General features: G+C 44.7%; 21 protein-coding genes. 9 read left to right on the top strand and 12 right to left on the bottom strand.

All coding sequences use genetic code 11. From position 1 onward, the window contains the following. Positions 1 to 43 precede the first annotated feature (43 nt). Positions 44 to 889, bottom strand: a complete 846-nt coding sequence (queF, locus tag OH460_RS06255) for an NADPH-dependent 7-cyano-7-deazaguanine reductase QueF (RefSeq protein WP_105057506.1) — start codon at positions 887 to 889, stop codon at positions 44 to 46. Positions 890 to 1,032: 143 nt separating this feature from the next. Between queF and syd the strand changes: the two genes are divergently transcribed. The 3 genes from syd to OH460_RS06240 all read left to right on the top strand — a co-directional run bounded on the left by syd (position 1,033) and on the right by OH460_RS06240 (position 3,914). Continuing rightward, a complete protein-coding gene (syd, locus tag OH460_RS06250; RefSeq protein ID WP_004738534.1) occupies positions 1,033 to 1,578 on the top strand; it encodes a SecY-interacting protein in 546 nt (181 codons plus the stop codon). Between the two features lie 4 nt (positions 1,579 to 1,582). After that, the gene (locus tag OH460_RS06245; protein ID WP_061032583.1) at positions 1,583 to 2,359 is read left to right on the top strand and encodes a Zn-ribbon-containing protein; all 777 of its coding nucleotides are present in this window, start codon (positions 1,583 to 1,585) and stop codon (positions 2,357 to 2,359) included. Positions 2,360 to 2,708: 349 nt separating this feature from the next. Beyond that, complete coding sequence (locus OH460_RS06240; protein ID WP_269995963.1) at positions 2,709 to 3,914, top strand: carbohydrate porin; 1,206 nt, start codon at positions 2,709 to 2,711, stop codon at positions 3,912 to 3,914. Positions 3,915 to 4,007: 93 nt separating this feature from the next. Here the strand turns inward: OH460_RS06240 and OH460_RS06235 are convergent, their stop codons facing one another. The 3 genes from OH460_RS06235 to metN all read right to left on the bottom strand — a co-directional run bounded on the left by OH460_RS06235 (position 4,008) and on the right by metN (position 6,606). Then, entirely contained in the window at positions 4,008 to 4,817 is an 810-nt protein-coding gene (locus OH460_RS06235) for a MetQ/NlpA family lipoprotein (protein WP_061032585.1), read from the bottom strand. A gap of 81 nt (positions 4,818 to 4,898) precedes the next feature. After that, positions 4,899 to 5,582, bottom strand: a complete 684-nt coding sequence (locus OH460_RS06230; protein ID WP_008222912.1) for a methionine ABC transporter permease — start codon at positions 5,580 to 5,582, stop codon at positions 4,899 to 4,901. Continuing rightward, on the bottom strand, positions 5,572 to 6,606 hold the full coding sequence (gene metN / locus OH460_RS06225; protein WP_008222913.1) for a methionine ABC transporter ATP-binding protein MetN: 1,035 nt from the start codon (positions 6,604 to 6,606) through the stop codon (positions 5,572 to 5,574). Before metN ends, OH460_RS06230 begins: the two co-directional genes overlap by 11 nt. 240 nt (positions 6,607 to 6,846) lie before the next feature. On the opposite strand from metN, the gene gmhB reads away from it, so the two are divergent. The 5 genes from gmhB (at position 6,847) to treC (ending at position 12,266) form a co-directional block, all read left to right on the top strand. After that, positions 6,847 to 7,398, top strand: coding sequence for a D-glycero-beta-D-manno-heptose 1,7-bisphosphate 7-phosphatase (gene gmhB / locus OH460_RS06220; RefSeq protein WP_004738542.1), 552 nt, complete (start codon positions 6,847 to 6,849; stop codon positions 7,396 to 7,398). A 43-nt stretch (positions 7,399 to 7,441) separates the two neighbouring features. Beyond that, complete coding sequence (locus tag OH460_RS06215; RefSeq protein WP_171731052.1) at positions 7,442 to 7,777, top strand: MliC family protein; 336 nt, start codon at positions 7,442 to 7,444, stop codon at positions 7,775 to 7,777. Between the two features lie 89 nt (positions 7,778 to 7,866). Further along, entirely contained in the window at positions 7,867 to 8,811 is a 945-nt protein-coding gene (gene treR, locus OH460_RS06210) for a trehalose operon repressor TreR (RefSeq protein WP_008222915.1), read from the top strand. Between the two features lie 204 nt (positions 8,812 to 9,015). Then, the gene (gene treB / locus OH460_RS06205) at positions 9,016 to 10,440 is read left to right on the top strand and encodes a PTS trehalose transporter subunit IIBC (RefSeq protein ID WP_269995961.1); all 1,425 of its coding nucleotides are present in this window, start codon (positions 9,016 to 9,018) and stop codon (positions 10,438 to 10,440) included. Positions 10,441 to 10,580: 140 nt separating this feature from the next. Further along, positions 10,581 to 12,266 carry an alpha,alpha-phosphotrehalase gene (gene treC / locus OH460_RS06200; protein WP_269995960.1) on the top strand — a complete coding sequence of 562 codons (1,686 nt, stop codon included), beginning with the start codon at positions 10,581 to 10,583 and terminating at the stop codon, positions 12,264 to 12,266. A 145-nt stretch (positions 12,267 to 12,411) separates the two neighbouring features. On the opposite strand, the gene OH460_RS06195 is transcribed toward treC, so the two are convergent. From OH460_RS06195 to OH460_RS06185, 3 genes are all read right to left on the bottom strand, one after another. After that, positions 12,412 to 13,326, bottom strand: coding sequence for a hypothetical protein (locus OH460_RS06195; protein WP_269995959.1), 915 nt, complete (start codon positions 13,324 to 13,326; stop codon positions 12,412 to 12,414). Between the two features lie 147 nt (positions 13,327 to 13,473). After that, positions 13,474 to 14,991, bottom strand: a complete 1,518-nt coding sequence (locus OH460_RS06190) for a winged helix-turn-helix domain-containing protein (RefSeq protein WP_269995958.1) — start codon at positions 14,989 to 14,991, stop codon at positions 13,474 to 13,476. Between the two features lie 88 nt (positions 14,992 to 15,079). Continuing rightward, positions 15,080 to 15,682 (bottom strand): YitT family protein, encoded by a 603-nt coding sequence (locus tag OH460_RS06185; protein WP_061032592.1) that lies wholly within the window; start codon positions 15,680 to 15,682, stop codon positions 15,080 to 15,082. A gap of 347 nt (positions 15,683 to 16,029) precedes the next feature. Between OH460_RS06185 and glyA the strand changes: the two genes are divergently transcribed. Then, positions 16,030 to 17,280, top strand: coding sequence for a serine hydroxymethyltransferase (gene glyA, locus OH460_RS06180; RefSeq protein WP_004738553.1), 1,251 nt, complete (start codon positions 16,030 to 16,032; stop codon positions 17,278 to 17,280). 342 nt (positions 17,281 to 17,622) lie between these two features. Here glyA and OH460_RS06175 read toward each other — a convergent pair whose 3' ends face one another. The 5 genes from OH460_RS06175 to OH460_RS06155 form a co-directional block, all read right to left on the bottom strand. After that, positions 17,623 to 17,949 carry a hypothetical protein gene (locus tag OH460_RS06175; protein WP_008222921.1) on the bottom strand — a complete coding sequence of 109 codons (327 nt, stop codon included), beginning with the start codon at positions 17,947 to 17,949 and terminating at the stop codon, positions 17,623 to 17,625. Between the two features lie 228 nt (positions 17,950 to 18,177). Further along, entirely contained in the window at positions 18,178 to 18,369 is a 192-nt protein-coding gene (locus OH460_RS06170) for a DUF4250 domain-containing protein (protein WP_004738555.1), read from the bottom strand. Position 18,370: 1 nt separating this feature from the next. Further along, positions 18,371 to 18,574, bottom strand: coding sequence for a YaeP family protein (locus OH460_RS06165; RefSeq protein ID WP_008222923.1), 204 nt, complete (start codon positions 18,572 to 18,574; stop codon positions 18,371 to 18,373). A 168-nt stretch (positions 18,575 to 18,742) separates the two neighbouring features. Continuing rightward, positions 18,743 to 19,426, bottom strand: coding sequence for a tellurite resistance TerB family protein (locus OH460_RS06160; protein ID WP_269995956.1), 684 nt, complete (start codon positions 19,424 to 19,426; stop codon positions 18,743 to 18,745). Positions 19,427 to 19,628: 202 nt separating this feature from the next. Continuing rightward, complete coding sequence (locus OH460_RS06155) at positions 19,629 to 21,347, bottom strand: proline--tRNA ligase (RefSeq protein ID WP_269995955.1); 1,719 nt, start codon at positions 21,345 to 21,347, stop codon at positions 19,629 to 19,631. Between the last annotated feature and the right edge of the window lie 36 nt (positions 21,348 to 21,383).

Genomic DNA, 21,383 nt, shown 5'->3' with positions numbered 1-21,383 from the left:
TTTAAAGATTAGGTAGGTGCCAAATAAGTGTGTGGTTTGCCTATTATTGGCGAGCCATACGCTTATTGTGGTTTGGTCTATCTTGCTCTGTTGAACGGTATGGGTTGATATCCAGACCACCACGACGCGTGTAACGTGCAAAAACAGTTAGCTTCGAAGGCGCGCAGTATTTCATGATATCAGTGAAGATACGCTCAACACATTGTTCGTGGAATTCGTTATGCTCACGGAAAGAAACTAAATAGCGCAGCAGGGCTTCACGGTCAATTTGCTTGCCTGAATATGCGATCTCAACACTGCCCCAATCCGGCTGATTGGTGATCAAGCAGTTCGATTTCAATAGGTGACTGTGCAGTGTTTCTTCGACTTCTTGTTCGCCAGCAGCACCTTCAAGCAGAGACGCTTCAAAGTCGTAGCTAGTGATTTGAATATCTTGGTTATCGATACATTCGCCTTCCATCGTCACGATAGGTTGGTTGGTGTAGTCGGTTACCGAGTTAACATTCACGATCACAGCTTCGCCTGCACATGCCGATAGGTCTTGCGTTAAGCGCTCAGTCACTTGTTCCCAGTTGTCGAATTGAGTCTGGTTGTAGCTGTTCAGGTATAGCTTGAAAGATTTTGATTCAATTAAATTTGGGCTAGTTGCTGGGATGAAAACTTCACCCACCGCCACTTGTGGTAGGCCATTTGTGTTCAGCCACGAAAGCTCGTACATGGTCCAAATATCATGACCAACAAAAGGCAATTCGCCGTTTAGCGCGAGATCATCACGATTCAGGCTACGCGGTACTGGTTGCAACAAACTTGCATCGTATTGGTTAGAGTACTCAGTTTTTTGGCCCAGCGTTAAACCCGCTAGTTCTTTTGCGTCAGAATATTTGCTCATACTTTCGTTTCAAATTCGATTAGAATGGGGTCGATTTTACTGAATCCCCTTTACCCTGTCATTAAGTCATCGCTTATTAGATAAGCTTATTCGACAAGGAGAGGCTCAGATTCTATTTATTATTATGTGTTTAGGAGATTTTCATGACTCAACGTGCTCAAGACGCACTGGTTTCTTTTAGTCAACGATACGTTGACGCGTGGCAACAGCAACACCAAAGCTTACCTCGCAATGAGGAGTTGGTGGACATCGTATCGCCATGCGTAGAAGAAAAGAGCGGTGACGCCGTGTTATGGAAACACTATCCACGTGAGCAATTTGCTGATTTTACTAACGTAGAAACGGGCATTGAGCTAACACTGCATGAAGACATCAAAACCTTCTACGGTGCTCAATACAGCGCTGATATGAATGCGACATTTGACGGTAATGAGCTGACCCTTCTGCAAATTTGGAGTGATGAAGACTTCGAATGTCTACAAGAAAACATTCTAGGTCACTTGGTAACGCAGCGTCGCTTAAAGCTGAAACCGACGGTTTTTATCGCAGCAACTGATGCTGAGCTGGATGTTATCTCTATCTGTAACTTAACTGGCAACGTGATTTTAGAGCGCTTAGGCACCAAAAATCGTGATGTACTTGCTGAGACATTGGCTGAGTTTTTAGAAAAGTTACAACCAGCGGTATAAATAGATGTACGTACTAGAACTTCAATTTGAGTGTTTTGATAACACAACGGTAAGCGCTGTCGACAAGGCGGTGAATGGCTTAATGGATGCACTGCGTTATAACGGACAAGTGCTCGGCCGTGAGTTTCCTATCGTGATGGGTGATGGTGAATTTTATGTTCGCGTTGTGTGCCCGGAGCAAGATAGCTTGCACCCACGTAACCACTCAGATTTTGTGAAAGTGTGCTTGGATCGTCTGTCTAATGCGAGCCTGCTTACTCCGAAAATGCGCTTACTGGGTCGAGATTTGAACTCAGAAGAAGTGGCTGAAGATGAAGCGCCAAGTTGGCAAGTGCTGTACACCACCTTTGTGCATACCTGCTCACCGCTGCGCAGTGGTGATAGCTTGTTGCCGATCCCACTATACCGTAATCCACCAACGTTTAATGGCGACCATAAAGCTGTGCTGAAATGGCAGACGGAATGGCAAGCCTGTGATGAAGTACAAATGGGTGGTGGCTGTCGAGCTGAACACGCAACCTTGACGGAAATCAGCGATACCAAAAGCGTATTGTTTAAGCGTGGTTGGGGTTTGAGAGGGCGCATCGAATATCTGACTAAGATCCCCACTTACTATTACTTGTACCGTGTGGGCGGCACGAGTTTGAAAGATGAAAAAGAGCGTAAATGCCCGCAATGTGGCGGTGAATGGCTACTAGATGCGCCGATCCACGATATTTTCTATTTCAAGTGTGATGACTGCCGTCTGGTATCAAATATCTCTTGGGATCAACTTAAGTAATCCAGCTGAGCTTATTTAATCGTCAAGTTTAGGTGTCGAGGTATCAATCAGATGCTTCGATACCTGTTTGATTTATCCATTTTTCTCTTTCCCTGACTCTCTGTCTTATTCTCTTATCTGTTCTCAACTAGACCCATTTTGTGCTTTATGCCTCCATTTTTAGCCCAAAGCATTCATCAGGCTAATCCTACACCTATCAACTTTTTCTGATTTCAATAGTTAACTTGATCACAGTAATTGATCAGTTCTCTTTCAATTTATATTCCTCTCAATATAAATGGGATCGATCCCATGGGAATGTTCCCATTTATAAATAATAACCTGATTCTAGATCTGAAAGGAATGGACGATGAAACTGTTACCTATTGCTGCTGCACTCTCTACTGCGTTACTGGCACCTAATTTATACGCTGATGAAACCACGCCATTGGAGTTCAATGGCTACATGCGGGGCGGCGTTGGACTTAGTAATGAAGGCGGTTCAAACAGCAAGTGGGAGGTGAGTAAAGTTGGCCGACTCGGCAACGAAAATGACCTATATGGTGAGTTTGGCTTTAAGAAAGAGGTGTATGCTGAGGACGACGTTTCATTTTTAGTTGATTCCATGTTGTCGTACTGGCAAGGCCAAGATGAGAACGCCGCGGATAAAAGCGTTGATGTGGTTCAACTTAATGTTCAAGCGGTAGGACTTTTTGAAGATAAAGACATTGGTATTTGGGCAGGTGAGCGCTACTACCAACGCCATGATGTACACATTGTTGATAATTACTACTGGGATGTAAGTGGTATTGGTGCAGGTGTTGAACATATCAATATGGGACCAGGTAAATTATCGGTGGCATTGATTCAAGATACGGTGACAGGTGATGTGTTTGATGGCAAAGAAACCACAGCCATGATTGCTGATATACGCTATGCAGGTATTCCATTGTGGAACAATGCGGATCTTGAGGTTGGTATTGATATGAACTTCGCCAATGAAAAGCAGGGTCAAACGGTGGATGCGGATGATAGTGTGATGTTGACCGCCAGCTTAAATCAAAATTTAGTAGGTGGTTTCAACAAGACCATCCTTCAAGTTGCTAACTCTGGTTATGCCGAGCAGATGACGACTTTTGGGTCTGGTAAGGGTATCGTTCGTGATGCCAACAATAATGATGCGGATGGTTTTCGATTGATTAACTGGGGCGTACTAGAAATCGGTGAGAATATCGAATTTGGTCACACGGTGCGTTATGCCGCATCATCCGGTGTGGGTGCGAACAACAGTGATGATGAGTCGTTCAGTGCCGTGATTCGACCGCTTTATAAGTGGGACAAGCGCATGCGTACCATTCTTGAAATTGGTGGCTTTGTGGAGACCATTGATAACCAAGACGGCGCGGGCGGTAAGTTTACCGTTGCTCAGGCTTGGGTACCGCAAGTGGGTTTCTGGTCTCGTCCTGAGTTCCGTATCTTTGCGACATACCTGAATGACGCAGAAAACGACAATGCTTTCGGTGAAGGTAAAAGCAGTGAAATGAGTGTCGGTATGCAAGTAGAAGCTTGGTGGTAAGCCGAGCCTCTCGAATTAACTGCGAGCAATAAAAAAGGGGCTGGCATAATGTCAGCCCCTTCGGGTATCTATATGATGCTGCAGTTTAGGTGATTACCAACCTTTAACTACGCCACCTTGGAAGATGTCAGATGCCGCGTTGTACACTTCTTCAGTTTGGTAAGCTTTAACGAAGTTTTGTACGTTTTCAGCGTTTAGGTTCTCTTCACGAGACACAATTAGGTTCACGTATGGAGAATCTTTGTCTTCAACGAATACGCCATCTTTTTGTGGAGTCAGGTTGATAGAGCTCGCGTAAGTTGTGTTGATGATAGACAGTGCTACGTCATCAAGAGAGCGTGGTAGTTGTGCTGCGTCTAGCTCAACAATCGTTAGGTTTTTCGGGTTCTTAACGATGTCACGTACTGTTGCAAGAAGACCTGCGCCTTCACGAAGCTCAAGTAGACCTTGTTGCTCAAGAAGCAGTAGAGAACGACCTAGGTTTGTCGGATCGTTTGGTACAGCGATGCGCGCGCCATCTTGGATTTCGTCTACCGATTTCACTTCTTTCGAGTAACCTGCAATTGGGTAAACAAACGTGTTACCAGCGATAGTCAGTTTGTAACCACGGTCAGCCACTTGCTGATCTAGGTAAGGTGCATGTTGGAATGCGTTGATGTCGATAGAACCGTCATCTAGTGCTGCGTTTGGTGTTACGTAATCTGTGAACGTTACTAGCTCAACATCTAGGCCATATTTCTCTTTCGCTACTTTAGCTGCAACTTCTGCAACCTGAGCTTCAGCACCTGCCATTACGCCTACTTTTACTTTAGACGTATCAACTTCTTTATCACCACAACCTGCTAGAACTAGCGCTGAAGCTGCCGCTGCGATAGTTAGTAAACCTTTAAGGCTAAATTTCATAATAATCTCCTTTTAATAAATCTATTTAATTTGGTTCAGACGACTCTTGTCTTAGATAGTTTGCGTTTTAACGCTGAGTCTTTATCTGTGGTCAACGCGGCGAACTAATGAATCACCGATTGATTGAATAATTTGTACAAGCACAATCAACATCACTACCGTTACAGCCATGATGGTCACATCGTAACGGTGGAATCCGTAACGAATCGCCACATCACCTAGGCCGCCGCCACCAACTGTACCTGCCATTGCTGAGTAGCTCACTAGGGTAACGAGTGTGATGGTTACTGAGTTGATAATAGTCGGTAGTGCTTCAGGAAGCAGAACTTTGCTAATGATTTGTGTTGGTGTCGCGCCCATTGATTGCGCTGCTTCAACTAGGCCCGTTGGTACTTCAAGCAGTGCACTTTCGATAAGACGAGCAACAAATGGGATTGCACCAATAGTTAGTGGAACAATCGCCGCTGTTGTACCGATAAAGGTGCCAATCAGCATCTTGGTCAGTGGGATAATCGCTACCATCAACACTAAGAAAGGCACTGAACGGCCGACGTTGACTACCGCACCAAGAATTTGGTTAAGCTTGGTGTTTTCTAGCAAGCCGCCTTTTTTGGTGGTGTGTAGAATCACGCCTAGGGGGATACCGACAGCAAAGCCAACAATGCCTGCTACAGCAACCATGTAAAGTGTTTCGCCCGTTGCTTCTAATAGAAGGTTACCGTTAAGGCTGATCCAGTCAGCAATCTCGTTGAAACTAAAGGACATAACCAAGCACCTCTACTTTTACATTGTTATCGCGTAGGAATTGGATAGCAGCATTATCATCTGCTTCGTTGCCGAACAGTTCAGCCACCATCATGCCGAACTTCACGCCACCGGCGTAATCAAGGTCAGAGCTTAGAATGCTGACATCGATATTAAATTTACGAGCGATTTGCGTCATTAGCGGAGCATCAACGGTTGCACCTGTGAACTCAAGGCGTACCAGAGGGTAACTGCCATCGACTCGAGTTTCTTGCAAGCGTGCTTGGTAATCTTCAGGGATTGTTAGATCTAAGGTTGAACGAATAAATTGATGCGCTAACTCAGTCTTAGGATGCGCAAAGATGTCGCCAACCGTGCCTTTCTCTACCAATTCACCACCACCGATGATCGCCACTTCGTGACAGATGCTTTTCACTACATCCATTTCATGCGTAATAAGCAGGATAGTAATGTGTAGCTTACGGTTGATTTCACGCAACAGTTCAAGGATCGATTGAGTGGTTGCAGGATCCAGAGCGCTGGTCGCTTCATCACACAGCAGTACTTTTGGGTCTGATGCCAGTGCACGAGCAATCGCGACACGTTGCTTTTGACCACCACTTAGGTTTGCCGGGTAAGTATCACGCTTGTCTGCAAGGCCAACCAGTTCAAGTAGCTCACTGACTTTCGCTTCAATAACCGCTTTATCTTTACCGGCTAGTTCTAGAGGAAGTGCTACATTGTTAAATACAGTACGAGAAGACAGCAGGTTGAAGTGCTGGAAAATCATGCCGATGTTACGGCGCGCTTCGCTAAGCTCTGATTTGCTGAGTTTTGTTAGGTCGATACCATCAACAATCACTTCACCCGAAGTCGGGGCTTCCAACATATTTACACAGCGGATTAGGGTACTTTTGCCTGCACCTGAAGAGCCGATGACTCCAAAGATTTGACCTTGAGGAATGTGGAGGTTGATATCAATTAAGGCATTGATTTCTTTAGTGCCTTGATAAAAAACCTTATTGACTTGATTCACTTTAATCATAGAGAAACCCGTGCAGGTAGAACAGAATAATATGTCGATAGCTCGCTCGATTTACAGACGATGCTATGGTGTTCCGTGATCTAAGTCAATAGATATTTTTACGTCTAGACGGCTAAACGTCGATTGTATTGCTAAGATGGAAACAAATCGTTAACGAACGCAAAACTAAATAGATAGTGATGAAGCAAATAAAGCGTGTAATAATTAATGATTAATAGAGAGTTGATAGAGAACAAAATTTTGTCTAAACCTGCTGTTTTTTTAGATCGTGATGGTGTGATTAATGTTGATCACGGCTACGTACATGATGAGCATGACTTTGAATACATCGATGGTGTGTTTGAAGCGGCGAAAGCGTTTAAAGATATGGGTTATTTATTGGTGCTTGTGACTAACCAGTCTGGTATTGCTCGCGGCATGTTTAGTGAAGACCGTTTTCTCTCTTTAACGCAGTGGATGGATTGGAACTTTGTCGATAATGGCGTTGAGCTGGATGGCATTTATTACTGCCCTCACCACGCTGAACACGGTATTGGTGACTACAAGCAAGATTGTGATTGCCGTAAGCCAAAGCCTGGCATGTTCATTTCCGCACGTGACTTTCTAAAGATTGATATGGCTAACTCCGTAATGATCGGCGATAAAGCTGAAGACATGATGGCTGCAGAAGCGGCAGGTGTTGGCACTAAGGTATTGGTAAGAACCGGTAAACCAATCACTGAAAAGGGTGAAGCCTTGGCAAGCGTTGTCCTTGATAGCATTGCGGACGTGCCTGCTTTCCTGAAAGGCTAAGACATGTCACGACCTTTACCGGTATAAAGATGAGGAACGAAGTATGAAAGCTATGTTGGTAGCATCTCTATGTACGGTAGCATTAATGGGGTGCTCTAAATCAGCAGCGCCGGATAGTGCTGCATCGGACAATCAATTCGTGACTTATCAATGTGAGTCTGACGTTTCATTTGAAGTGGCTTACCTTGATAATGAGAAAGCGGTATTACGTTTACCTGAAAATGAATACCGTCTGACTCAAGTGGCAGCAGGTTCAGGCACCAAATACATCTTAGATGATGGTACTGCGGAGCTTATCAACAGCGTCACTTTACGTACTAAAGGTGACAACGCACGTCTAGAACTTGGCCGTGTGGTCTATCGAAACTGCCGAAAGTAAGTCATAGTTAACGACTAAGATTTACAAACAGTTAAGTGAGGGATTATGCCCTCACTGCTTATTTTCCTCCCTTTAACGTTAGACTTTTTATGAGCAAAAAACTCACTATTCTCGATATTGCTAAGCTGTCCGGTGTTGGTAAGTCAACCGTATCTCGCGTTCTGACCAATGATCCTAAAGTGAAACCTGAAACCCGTGAAAGGGTGGAAAGAGTAATTCAAGAATCTGGGTATACGCCTTCAAAGTCTGCGCAATCAATGCGTGGTGGCAGCCAAAAAGTTATCGGCGTGATCATCTCTCGTTTGGATTCTCCCTCAGAAAACAAAGCGGTAAGTACTATGCTAGCTGAGTTGTATCGAGCAGATTACGATGTAGTGATCATGGAAAGCCAACTCGACAGAGACAAAGCCAATGAACACCTTCAGGTTCTAAAGCGTCGCAATGTGGATGGCATCATTGTGTTTGGCTTTACGGATTGTGACATCCCTGCTATCGAAGCTTGGGGGCACAAAGCTGTGGTGATTGCGTTGGATACTGAAAACGTAACGTCTATTAACTATGACAACCAACAGGTGATCAACAGTGCGTTAGCGCATCTGTCGGATCAGGGGATCTCCGATGTTGGATTTATTGGTGTCGATCCTAGCGATAAATCAACCGGTGAACTTCGTCTCAAGGCTTATCTAGATTGGTGCGAGAACAGTGGGGTGATTGCGAATTATCGTACAGGTCAACTTCATCATGAAAGCGCTTATCAGTTAGTGGATGAGGTACTGACTCCTACAACCCAAGCGATTGTCTGCGCCAGTGACACATTAGCTCTTGGTGTAATCAAGCGCCTGCAAGAACGACAACGTGAAGATGTCGTTGTAACCGGTGTTGGTGGTAACGATCTTCTCTCTTTCTTGTTTCCTCGCGTATTTAGTATTGATCCTGGCTATCAATCCGCAGGCAAGTTGGCAGCTAATTTATTGATATCTCAGCTTTTAGGTAATACAGAGATCTCTCATCACACTCAATCACCAATTCAATAATCCACTCAATTAAGCGAAATTGAACCGCTTAGATTAAAACTAGAGTGTGATCTCTTTCAATTAATGGGACTGTTCCCATTTTAATTTATCATTCAGCTAGGCATTATAATAACCAGTTTTGGGAATGTTCCCATAAATCTAAGCCTGAGTGATTGTGACTGAATGGTTTAGATGATTCATTGAATGAAACCAGGGTGGGGTAGTATGAGTAAGATAGCGAAGCAAGACATTACGCGTCTTATCGAGTTAGTCGGCGGCAAAGAAAATATTGCGAGTGTCAGCCATTGTCTGACTCGTCTGCGTTTTGTATTGAATGAGACAGAACAAGCAAATAAAGCAGAACTAGAAAAGCTCAAGCTAGTTAAAGGCTGCTTTACCAACGCAGGTCAATTCCAAGTAGTTATTGGTACCGAAGTTGATGAAGTGTACGCACTTCTGATTGAGCAAACGGGTAAAGAGGCCTCATCAAAAGATGAAGCGAAGCTAGCCGCTCGTCAGAACATGAATTTCCTTGAACGTGGTATCTCCCATTTAGCCGAAATTTTTGTACCACTGCTGCCTGCTATTATTACTGGTGGTTTGATTCTTGGTTTCCGTAATGTGATTGGCGACATTCGCATGTTCGACGGCAAAACCTTAGTTGAAATCAGCCAATTCTGGGCAACCGTTCACTCTTTCTTGTGGCTGATTGGCGAAGCGATTTTCTTCTTCCTACCGGTTGGTGTGTGTTGGGCGACGGTTAAGAAACTCGGCGGAACGCCTATTTTGGGCATCACGCTCGGTGTGACCTTGGTGTCGCCGCAACTCATGAACGCTTACATGATAGGTAAATCGGTACCTGAGGTGTGGGACTTTGGCTTGTTCGTGATCGAGAAAGTCGGTTATCAGGCTCAGGTGATACCTGCGATGCTAGCGGGTGTGGCTCTGGCATTCATTGAAACCAATCTAAAGCGCATCGTGCCAGCATACTTATATCTCGTTGTTGTGCCATTCGTGTCGATCATTTTGTCTGTGATTCTAGCGCACGCTTTCATTGGTCCATTCGGTCGTATGCTGGGTGATGGCGTCGCATTCGCTGCGAAAGCGGCCATGACAGGTGATTTCGCGATTCTTGGTTCAGTGGTATTTGGCTTCCTTTACGCACCTTTGGTTATTACGGGTATTCACCATACAACCAACGCCGTCGATTTGCAGTTGATGCAAGATTTAGGCGGTACGCCAATCTGGCCTTTGATTGCGCTATCTAATATTGCACAAGCTTCAGCGGTTGTTGGCATCATTATCTTAAGTAAACGCGAAGGTGAACGAGACATCTCGGTTCCAGCCGCAATCTCTGCCTACTTAGGTGTGACAGAGCCTGCGATGTACGGCATCAATTTGAAATACAAATTCCCAATGCTGAGCGCAATGATCGGCAGTGCCGCTGCGGCTGCAATCTGTGGTAGTGCCGGTGTGATGGCGAATGGTATCGGGGTTGGTGGCTTGCCGGGCATCTTATCTATTCAACCGCAATATTGGTCTGTTTACTTAATTGCGATGCTGGTGGCGATTGTATTACCTGTAACCTTGACGCTGTTCTTCTACAAGCGCGCACAGTCAAAAGGTCAGCTCGAAACCGCAAACGCGTAACGCATTTTATAAGCGATGACTTCAATTGAGTCATCGCTTTTTCTCTTAGTTATAGCTTTTTATTTTAGTTATAACGGCTATTCGACCATGATTCACATGGTGATTTTTATTTTATATTTTCTGGTAAGTGAGTGTTAGAGATGGCGATGACTGAGCATGATGAAAGTTGGTGGAAAACCGCAACCATCTATCAAATCTACCCAAAGAGCTTTTGTGACAGTGGAAGCAAAGGAACTGGTGATATCAAAGGGATCATTTCGAAACTGGATTACCTCAAACACTTGAGTGTCGATGCAATTTGGTTAACTCCGGTTTACGCATCGCCAATGATTGATAACGGCTACGATATTTCAGATTACTACGCGATTAACCCTCAATTCGGCACTATGGAAGACTTCGACTTATTGCTGGCTGAAGCGCATCAGCGTGGTATTCGTATCGTGATGGATATTGTGGTTAACCATACCTCCACTGAACATGCATGGTTCCAATCTGCTTTGGGCGACAAAAACAGCCCGTACCGCGATTATTATATCTGGAAAGATCCAGTAGATGGTCAAGCTCCAACTAACTGGCAGTCTAAGTTCGGGGGCAATGCGTGGGAACTCGATGAGGCGACTGGTCAATATTACCTTCACCTGTTTGCCAAAGAGCAAGCCGACCTGAACTGGGAGAATCCGGTCGTACGTGAAGAAGTGAAAGACGTTATCAGCTTCTGGGCTGAGAAGGGCGTCGACGGTTTCCGCTTAGACGTGATTAACCTGATTTCAAAGCAGCAAGATTTCCCTAATGACGATATCGGTGATGGTCGCCGTTTTTACACAGACGGCCCACGTGTACATGAATATCTAAAAGAGATCAGCGAAGCGGTATTCCAGAAATATGGCAGCGTGACGGTTGGTGAGATGTCTTCGACGACACTCGAGCATTGCCAGCAGTACTCAAACATTGATAACAGTGAGTTATCGATGGTGTTTAACTTCCACCATCTTAAAGTGGATTACACCAATGGTGAGAAGTGGACTAATGCACCGTTTGACTTCTTGCAGCTCAAATCGATCTTCAACCATTGGCAAACTGGCTTAAACGGAAAGGGTTGGGGCGCGCTGTTCTGGTGTAACCATGACCAACCGCGAGTGGTGAGTCGTTTAGGTGATGATAAGAACTACCGCGTTGAGTCGGCTAAAATGCTGGCGGCGTCTGTTCACATGATGCAAGGCACACCTTATATCTATCAAGGTGAAGAGATTGGTATGACGAATCCAGGTTATACCGAAATTAGCCAGTATCGCGATGTAGAGAGCACTAACATGTACGATATCATGGTCAATCGTGATGGTGTGGATCATCAAGATATGATGGCGATTCTAGCGCAGAAGTCTCGTGATAACTCTCGCACACCGATGCAATGGAATAGCGAAGCGCACGCGGGCTTTTCGAAGGCTCAGCCATGGCTGGATGTTGCGAACAACTATCCTGAGATCAACGCAGAGCAAGCTCTGGAAGACACAGACTCGGTGTTTTATTTCTACAAGAGTTTGATTGAACTTCGTAAAGAGGTGCCTGTGATTACTCATGGTAGTTATCAAGATTTGCTACCAGAGCACCCATCGGTATTTGCGTATTCTCGTGAGAGTGAAGAGCAGACTCTACTGTGTATTAATAACTATTATGGTGAAGGGTCGGAATGTACTTTACCTGAGCGTTTTGATATGACGAATGCCAAGTGCTTGCTTTCTAACTATCAAGAGACAGATGGCTCAGTAACATCGCATCATCAAGTATTTCGCCCTTACGAGACTCGTATTTTGTTGATTGAGGGCTAGGTAGCCAGGTCACTTTATTAAGGTATATCTAAACACAAAATAAAGCTCATGATCTTTAGTACCCCAGTAGGTCATAAGCTTACCAACAAGGCTTTGGATTGCTCCCCAAAGCCTTTTTTACATCAGTGTGCTGCAGTTAGTATCACTACGCTTTTTCTATTGCTGTCAGCTTAGCTGCTGATTCCTCAATGGTAGATTGTTCTACTGACATCAATTCAATCTGCTCAATCAGGCCAATCGTTGGGTTGAACCAGCGCTCAGACGATGTGCCAAACTCTGCTGAATCCATACCGACACAGCCAATGTAGTAAGTGTTTTTCTCCGTAAGATTCGCAGCTTCGATCGATTTACCCGAAACAGTGAAGCTTTTACGTATACCTGTTTCATTGATTTCTTGCTGCCAAGTAACTTGGCATGACGCATCAGTTGGCAGTGATTGCACCCACTGGTGATCCTCAAAGTCACTCAACATATTCGCGACGGCTTCTCCATCAAGCGTGATCTGCAGTGAAATGGTTTCTTCGCTGATATCAATAATTGGGTTGCTCTCTTTTACATCTGTTCCTTTTAAACGGAACAGCGGGCTGCTGTACATCATTCTTGTGATGTATTGGCTACCAATGAAGTAAGCATTGGTGATTTCGTGTAACCCACGATCAGGACCTGCAAAATAAATGCTGCCGTCTTCTTGTGTGCCTTCAGCATTCGTCATGATGTCTTCAGAGACATAAAACTCGGTGATGCCGTAATTGATCAGGTCGTTGATAACTTGAATTTCCGCTTCATTGCCTGACTCTGATTCTAAACCTGCAATGACGAGCTCACCACTTAACGGCGTGAAGTTCATCGTCATCGAGCCTTCAGTTTCACCATCTTTGGTAAATGCGTATTTCAATGCTGTGCTTGCTTGAGGCGCGAATTGAGAGTCATTGATTGGGTAATCGACTAGATTGCTTGGGCCTTTATTGCCATTGGTTGAACCAGAAGAAGAGCCGCCTCCGCCGCCACAGCCATAAAGAGCAAAAAGAGAAGTCGCAAGCAGCGTCATGGTTTTTTTCATGTGAAGCATTCCTAATAATGTTGTTGACCGTGAGCGGTCGGATGTTTTTAGGAATGCTATTGATATGAGGGTTTATAGGGCAAAAAACGAAGACACATGAAACCTTAATTTATATTTAAGTTACTGTTATTAATGGCTTTATATTATTTAGTCCGATAGTTGATGCCCGACAGCCGTACAGTAATTTAGCATCAGATTCTCCCACTGCTTGATGATCAGCGGCTCTTTGACACTGAGTTTTAGATTTTTCCAAGGCTGAAGGCAGGTCGATTTTGACTCTGGCTTGGATAAGCGCGCAAACAGTTCTTCCGATGGAACGACTCGTAGTAAGGCAACCAAAGACTCCATGTAGTTGAGGCGAAACTTATCCATGTCTCCTTGCTTATAAGCGACGTGAGATACCACCATATAAACCAGAGCATTTTCGATAGTCGAGTTTCCGGCGGTGTTGGTTAAGAATTCCTTCGAAGTTTGCAGATCTCTCAACTTGAAGTGAATAATCCCCAGCCACAGCTTAAGTTCGTCTGGAATCAACTTAAAGTGGGTTTGCACTAGGCTAGTAAATCGAATCAGTCGCTGGTGATCTGTCTCAAATAGCGCTAGCTGGCGAGCGATCAGCGTTGAGGTCATCACGTTGAGTGGTACGTTCTCAAGATCGATAGTCGTGCCATTCAATAGAGCACTTAATGCGTGATTGTCGACAGACCATTCCGGGTAGAGCGGAGCAGGCAGAGCAAAGTAGCTCGCAAGTTCTTGGTTAATCTCCATCAAGCTCTCGCTGAGATTGTCTATCTCAATAGAATAAACGCCACGAAAGGCAAGCTTACCTGAGCTCGGGTAGATAAGGCTGACCTTGGCTGCGAGTCGTTTGTCGACCTCTTGGTCCTTCAGCTGAATATTAAGCAGATAGTCACTGGTGCGCATGTTCTTTGCGCCAGGGAAGAAAGGAGAGCTATCTACCGGATCCAGGAAGTAACTTGGGGCATCTTGGTTGGCTAAATCGGTATAGGCGTACTCAATTTGTTGTTGAAGCAACAGAGCTTTAACCATCTTGCGATAATGTCTTGCATTGTCACCGACCGCATCGATGCGATTGAGTAGCAGCTCAACCTTAGGAATTAACCTCTGTTCACGTTCAACCTCAGAGGCATGGTTCGACGAATGCCATAACATGTAACCCAAGCTTGCTGTAGTGATCAGTAACACCAGAGTCGTTAACAGGAGAACAGAGGTCACTAGCGTCGGAGTTTTTCGCGCTTTAGGTTGTTCTGTTTCCAAAACTGTTTCTGCTGTTTTAGATGCTGCATTAGATAAGCTGACCGAGCTAGGGCTAAGAAAGTAGCCTTTGCGTGGGTAAGTGACCAAAATCTTGGTAGCGTCGCTCTCTGGCAAGTGTTTTTGTAGTACCGAGCGAAGTGTGCTGATTCGGTTGGTGAGTACGTTTTTGGAGATGAAATTACTTTGCCAAACTGCCGAGATAATTTGCTCTGCCGCTAATGGCTCTCCGACGCTCGTGAGAAATAGCTCAAGTAACTCGATAGAACGAGGCTCTAAATCGATGACCTGCTCGTTGCAACTCAAGACACGTGTCATTGGGTTGAATTCTAAACCTTCAATGAAGATCGAGGTTTGAGTGTCTTTGGCGCTGGAGAGGTAATCTTGCATAACGAAAGAGGGGTAGCTTATAAAAGCTAAATACTAGCTGTTTTCGTTATGAAAAACAGCTAGTAATTCATTGATTGGATAGCTGGTGTTAAGACGCGTAGTTCACCGAGTAGCGTGTGGGTTTATGATTCATCGCTAGTACGATATTCAGTACTGCTGTACCTAGCACTGACACTGCAATCACCCAAGGCGATACAAAGAAGAACGAGGCAAACAGAATACACGCGTCGATCGCCATTTGAGTTTTACCCACTGAGATGCCGTAGCGATCTTGAATAAATAGACACAAGACGTTGAAGCCGCCTAAGCTCGAACGATGACGGAATAAAATCAGCATACCCAAGCCCATCAATAAACCACCGGCTACTGCACAGTAGATCTCATTATGAACTTCGAGCGAAATAACCAAGTATAAATGATCGGCAAACACAGACACTAAAGCGCCGGAAATCGCACTGCTGATCGCAAAGCTGCGACCAAAACGTTTCCACGCCAATAGATAGAATGGACAGTTAGCGACAAAGTATAGAATACCGAAGGTTACAGGCAAAAATTGACTCAACAGTAGAGCCAAACCAGTAGTACCACCGGTAAGCAGGTGCGCAGACTGTAAAAAGAAGACGCCTAACGCTACTAAAAACGTGCCGGTCAGGACTGCAATCCAATCTTCTTTACGTGAGTGTTTTTCCATCGTTTTAATAATTACCTAATCAATAAAGGCGTGCATAGTAGAGAAAAACTTAAGCTTTCGGTAGCTAGAGGGGCAAAATTAAGGTAAACCTATGTAATCTGCGTTTTACAGGGTGTAAATCGTAAAATTGACAGTAAGGAACATCTTTGGTTGGATAAGCCCAATAACCATGATGAATCTTATTTGTGATTATGAAAAAACTGCATGATAAAATTGCAATTAGCTCTTTATGACCTAGATCAAATTATGTAGAATGCGTCACATCAAAACGGTGACGGAAACGTTTGCTTTCGGTCGTTGTGTGGTTTTTTTGAAACTTTCAGTACAATCTGAGTCAGGAGATACAGATGCTTAAGCGTGACATGAACATTGCTGATTACGATGCGGATCTATTCGCAGCTATCCAAGAAGAAACTCTTCGTCAGGAAGAGCACATCGAACTTATCGCTTCAGAAAACTACACAAGCCCACGTGTAATGGAAGCTCAAGGTTCTCAGCTAACAAACAAATACGCTGAAGGCTACCCAGGCAAGCGTTACTACGGTGGTTGTGAGTACGTAGACAAAGTTGAAACTCTAGCAATTGAACGTGCATGTGAACTGTTTGGTGCTGAGTACGCTAACGTACAGCCTCACTCAGGCTCTCAAGCAAACAACGCTGTATACATGGCGCTACTGAACGCAGGCGACACAGTTCTAGGTATGAGCCTAGCGCACGGTGGTCACCTAACTCACGGTTCTCCAGTAAACTTCTCTGGTAAGCTTTACAACATCATCCCTTACGGTATCGACGAAGCTGGCCAAATCGATTACGAAGAGATGGAAAAGCTGGCTATCGAGAACAAACCTAAGATGATCATCGGTGGTTTCTCTGCTTACTCTCAAATCTGTGATTGGAAGCGCATGCGTGAAATCGCTGACAAAGTAGGTGCTTACCTATTCGTAGATATGGCTCACGTAGCGGGTCTAATCGCGGCAGGTGTTTACCCGAACCCAGTTCCACACGCGCACGTTGTTACAACAACAACGCACAAAACGCTAGCAGGCCCACGTGGCGGTCTAATCCTTTCTAACGAAGGCGAAGATCTTTACAAGAAGCTGAACTCAGCAGTATTCCCAGGCGGTCAAGGTGGCCCTCTAATGCACGTTATCGCTGGTAAAGCAGTAGCGTTCAAAGAAGCTCTAGAGCCAGAGTTCAAAGAGTACCAAGCACGCGTAGTTGCTAACGCAAAAGCAATGGTTGCTGAATTCCTTGAGCGTGGTTACAACATCGTTTCAGGTTCTACAGAGAACCACCTGTTCCTAGTTGACCTAATCAACAAAGACATCACAGGTAAAGAAGCAGACGCAGCACTAGGTGCAGCAAACATCACAGTAAACAAGAACTCAGTACCAAACGACCCTCGCAGCCCGTTTGTAACGTCAGGTATCCGTATCGGTTCTCCTTCTATCACTCGTCGCGGTTTCTCAGAAGCAGACGCGAAAGAGCTAGCAGGTTGGATCTGTGACATCCTAGATAACATGGGTGATGAGTCCGTTATCGAAGCGACTAAAGCAAAAGTATTAGAAATTTGTAAGCGTCTACCTGTTTACGCTTAATTTTTCTGGCTCAAATAGCTTAATTTCTATGTCAAAGGTGCTCATTTACATTCGTAAACTCCGCGCCTTTTCCTTGAACTAAAGCTATTTGATTGAAAAATAAGATTTGAAAGGCTCCTGTTGGGGCCTTTTTGTTTTTGAGGAGCTTCGTTGTCGACCATGCTCACTTACATTCGTAAGCTCCGCGTGCTCTCCTAGAATTTCAAACGACTACTTTGAAAAATGATGATATTAGAGGCTCCTTTATTGGGGCTTTTTTGTTTTTGAAGATTGGTTATTACGGGTACTAAAAAGGGCTAATGCTTTCACATTAACCCTTTGTATTTGTTGTTTGTGTTGGTTCTACTTTTTGATGCTAAGTAGGGTGCCTGATTTACACTTGAACGAGTAGTAATGGCGGCTTTCATTAAACTTACCTAAGCCTTCGCCATCACAGTAGTCGATGTTGATGTCACGCATTACTTCTAGTGTATCTTCGCTGTTTAAAGCGAATTTAGAGCCATCAGAACAGACGATACGTACTCTTTCATCGTGGCTTACAGAGTAAATATCGACTTCAGTATTACACAGCTCAAAAGAGGCTTCACGAAAATTGTCTTGCTGAGTATTTGAAGCGCAACCTGCAGTAAGCGTTGCAGCGAACACTGCCAAAAGTCCGAGTCTTTTCATTGTTAATCCTTCACTATCATCAAGTTGGGTGATGAGTTTTTATATGCTATTTGAGGTAGCCTATACAACTACACGCTACGATTCAAGGCGCGTTCTTAGAGTCTAAGATATAAAAAGGGAGTAAGGAGGAGATAATTTATATTCTGCCGGCTGTGTTGGTTGAAACGTACACCTATAAAAAAGACCAACATCGAGTTGGCCTTTGTCTATCAATCTGAATTTACGTCATTATCTAAACTGTTTTGCTTCTGGCAGGTATTCAAAACCCGCTGAGGCAAGTTTAGCGATTAGTGCTGCTTTGTCGATTTCGTAGAAGTTAACCACTCGGTCTAAATCTCCGCCGAAGTCGTCACGTAGCTTCATGTTGACGATGCTCATCAACATAACAGGATCCATCTTTTCAAAATTAGCGAGGTTCATATTAGTCCTCGAAATCTGAAATGAGTAGGTTAGCAGCGGCAAATGCCGCACGTTCGCGAGCTTCTTTAGGAAGAGATTCATCTGCTGCAAGGTCGTTTAATGTTTTTACTGCGCAGGTAATCGCTTTAGGGATGTAGCCTTGGTCGCCACTGCCAATTTGAGAGTACAGTTCACGTACCAAATCACAACAATCGTATACTTTCATTTTTATACCTAACCAAATGATAACTGATCTCAATATACACATAGAGATAAGCAAAAACAAAGCGGATCTGACGAAGATCAGAGTTAGTTTGTTCTTGCTCAATATCTCATTTTATTGCGCTTCAGTTTGTCACTTTATTAGGTGACCAGTTAACCAATGATTGGTCGACTAGCCCGCGACTTGCTGCTCCAGCTGGAATTTCACTTCATCTGCAAGGTTGAGTTGCTTCGCTAATTCTTTCAAGTAAGCCTTTTCCATGAAGTTCTGCTCGTCAGCCACGATCAAAGAAGCTAAGTAGATCTCACTGGCTTGTTGCGGTGAGCTTGCGAGTTGAGCAATTTCGCTCGGATCGAGCGGTTTGTGCAGCTCTTCAGACACTAACTTAGTCAGCTGATAATCCGCGCCCATGTTTTCGACGGCTTGTTCAATTTTAGCCATCTCTTGCTCATCGACATGACCGTCCGCTTTAGAAGCCGCAATCATCGAACGTAGAATAAGCAGGTTATGACAAGTATCCTGCTCATTGAAAGTGGCTTGCGGAGATGAGTCCGGAGTGCCTTGTTTAGCTTGGTAATCGTTATATACCTTGTATGCCAATGCACCAAGCGCAGCTGCTCCACCAATACCCACGGCCTTCTTGCCAATCTTCTTGGTTTTCTTTGAGCCCATGAGAGCTCCTAGCAACCCGCCACCAACTGCTCCTGCACCTAATGCACCAAGTGTACTTTTGCTGCTGCCTTTACTGCCTTGTGCAAGACCGCTTAGGCCAGATGAGCTTTGTGAGAGTTTCTGAGTGCCTTGTTTAACAAGGTCTGACTTAAGTGCTTGGTTAAGTAGGCTTTTAAGATCCATCGATACCTCCAATGGTAAACGCGTCTAATGAGTTGATGAATCCAATATACGTATTTAAAGATGAACCGGGGATTAACTTACGTTATTTACTTTATCGAGAAATGAGAGAGTGAGTGAAGGTGAAGAGGGGAAATAAAAAAGGCCGCCAGATGGCAGCCTTCTATTATTTGCTTTGCAAGATCACGTACTTTGCTGAGTTTGCTTATTTAGCAAATTGAGAAGTAACGTGTTCAACGATTGAATCGATAGCAACAGCTTCTTTAGTACCAGCACGACGGTTCTTGTACTCGAAGTTACCTTCTTTCATTGAGCGGTCACCGATCACGATAGTGTGAGGGATACCAATTAGCTCGATGTCAGAGAACATTACGCCTGGACGCTCTTTACGGTCATCGAATAGTACTTCGATACCCATAGCTGTTAGTTCAGCGTATAGCTTCTCAGCCGCTTCTTTAACTTCTTCAGACTTGTGCATGTTCATAGGAACGATAGCAACTTGGAAAGGTGCTAGTGCGTCAGGCCAGATGATGCCGTATTTGTCATGGTTCTGCTCGATTGCAGAAGCGACAACACGTGATACACCGATACCGTAACAACCCATCTCAAGGATAACGTTCTTACCGTCAGGACCAAGCACGCCACAGTTCATCGCTTGTGAGTAAACGTTACCTAGTTGGAAGATATGACCAACTTCGATACCACGTTTAAGCTGAAGTGTACCTTGACCACATGGGCTTAGGTCGCCTTCGATTACGTTACGTAGATCTTCTACTTGAGCAAGCTCAACGTCACGACCCCAGTTGATACCGAAGTAGTGCTTACCATCGATGTTTGCACCCGCGGCGAAGTCGCTCATTACAGCAACAGAGCGGTCAACGATGAATGGTAGCTCTAAGCCTACAGGGCCAAGTGAACCTGGGCCTGCGCCAACAAGTGCGCGAATTTCTTCTTCAGAAGCCATCTCTAGTGGAGAAGCTACTTGTGGAAGGTTTTCCGCTTTCACTTCGTTCAGTTCGTGGTCGCCACGGATGATTAGAGCAATGATGTCTGCATCTACTTCATCAGAAGCTTTAACGAATAGAGTCTTAACGGTTTTCTCGATTGCTAGACCGTGTTGCTCTACCAATTCTGCGATAGTTTTCGCGTTTGGAGTATCAACCAGTTCCATCTCTTGAGTTGGTGCAGCAGCTTCTTCAGTTGGAGCTAGTGCTTCCGCTTTCTCGATGTTTGCTGCGTAATCAGATTCTGTAGAGAATGCGATTAGGTCTTCGCCGCTTTCAGCGAGTACGTGGAACTCTTGAGAACCACTACCACCGATAGCGCCTGAGTCTGCTAGTACTGGACGGTACTCAAGACCCATGCGGTCGAATGCATTACAGTAAGCATCGTGCATCGCTTGGTAAGACTTTTCTAGGCCTTCTTTGTCGATATCGAAGCTGTACGCATCCATCATAGAGAATTCACGAGCACGCATCACGCCGAAACGTGGACGACGCTCATCACGGAATTTCGTTTGAATCTGGTATAGGTTTAGCGGCAGTTGTTTGTACGAGTTAACTTCGTTACGAACTAGGCTCGTGATTACTTCTTCAGCTGTTGGGCTAAGAACAAACGGACGAGAATGGCGGTCAGTAAAGCGCAGTAGTTCTGGGCCCATTTTTTCGCTACGACCAGTCTCTTCCCATAGCTCAAACGGCTGCACTACGGGCATTAAAGTCTCAACTGCACCTGCATTATCGATCTCTTGGCGAACGATGTTTTCGACTTTACGCAGCACACGCAGACCGGTAGGTAGCCAAGTGTATAAACCTGAAGCTAGCTTACGGATCATACCTGCACGTAGCATCAGCTGGTGGCTGATAACTTCTGCGTCGTTTGGAGTCTCTTTCAGAGTAGAAAGAAGATAGTTACTGGTACGCATTCTATGGTATCCGTTTCATCATTAATAAAAGTAAAT

It is taken from the genome of Vibrio sp. Makdt (assembly GCF_027587015.1).
Classification (GTDB): Bacteria; Pseudomonadota; Gammaproteobacteria; order Enterobacterales; family Vibrionaceae; genus Vibrio; species Vibrio chagasii_B.
This window is presented reverse-complemented; position numbering and strand designations above follow the sequence as displayed.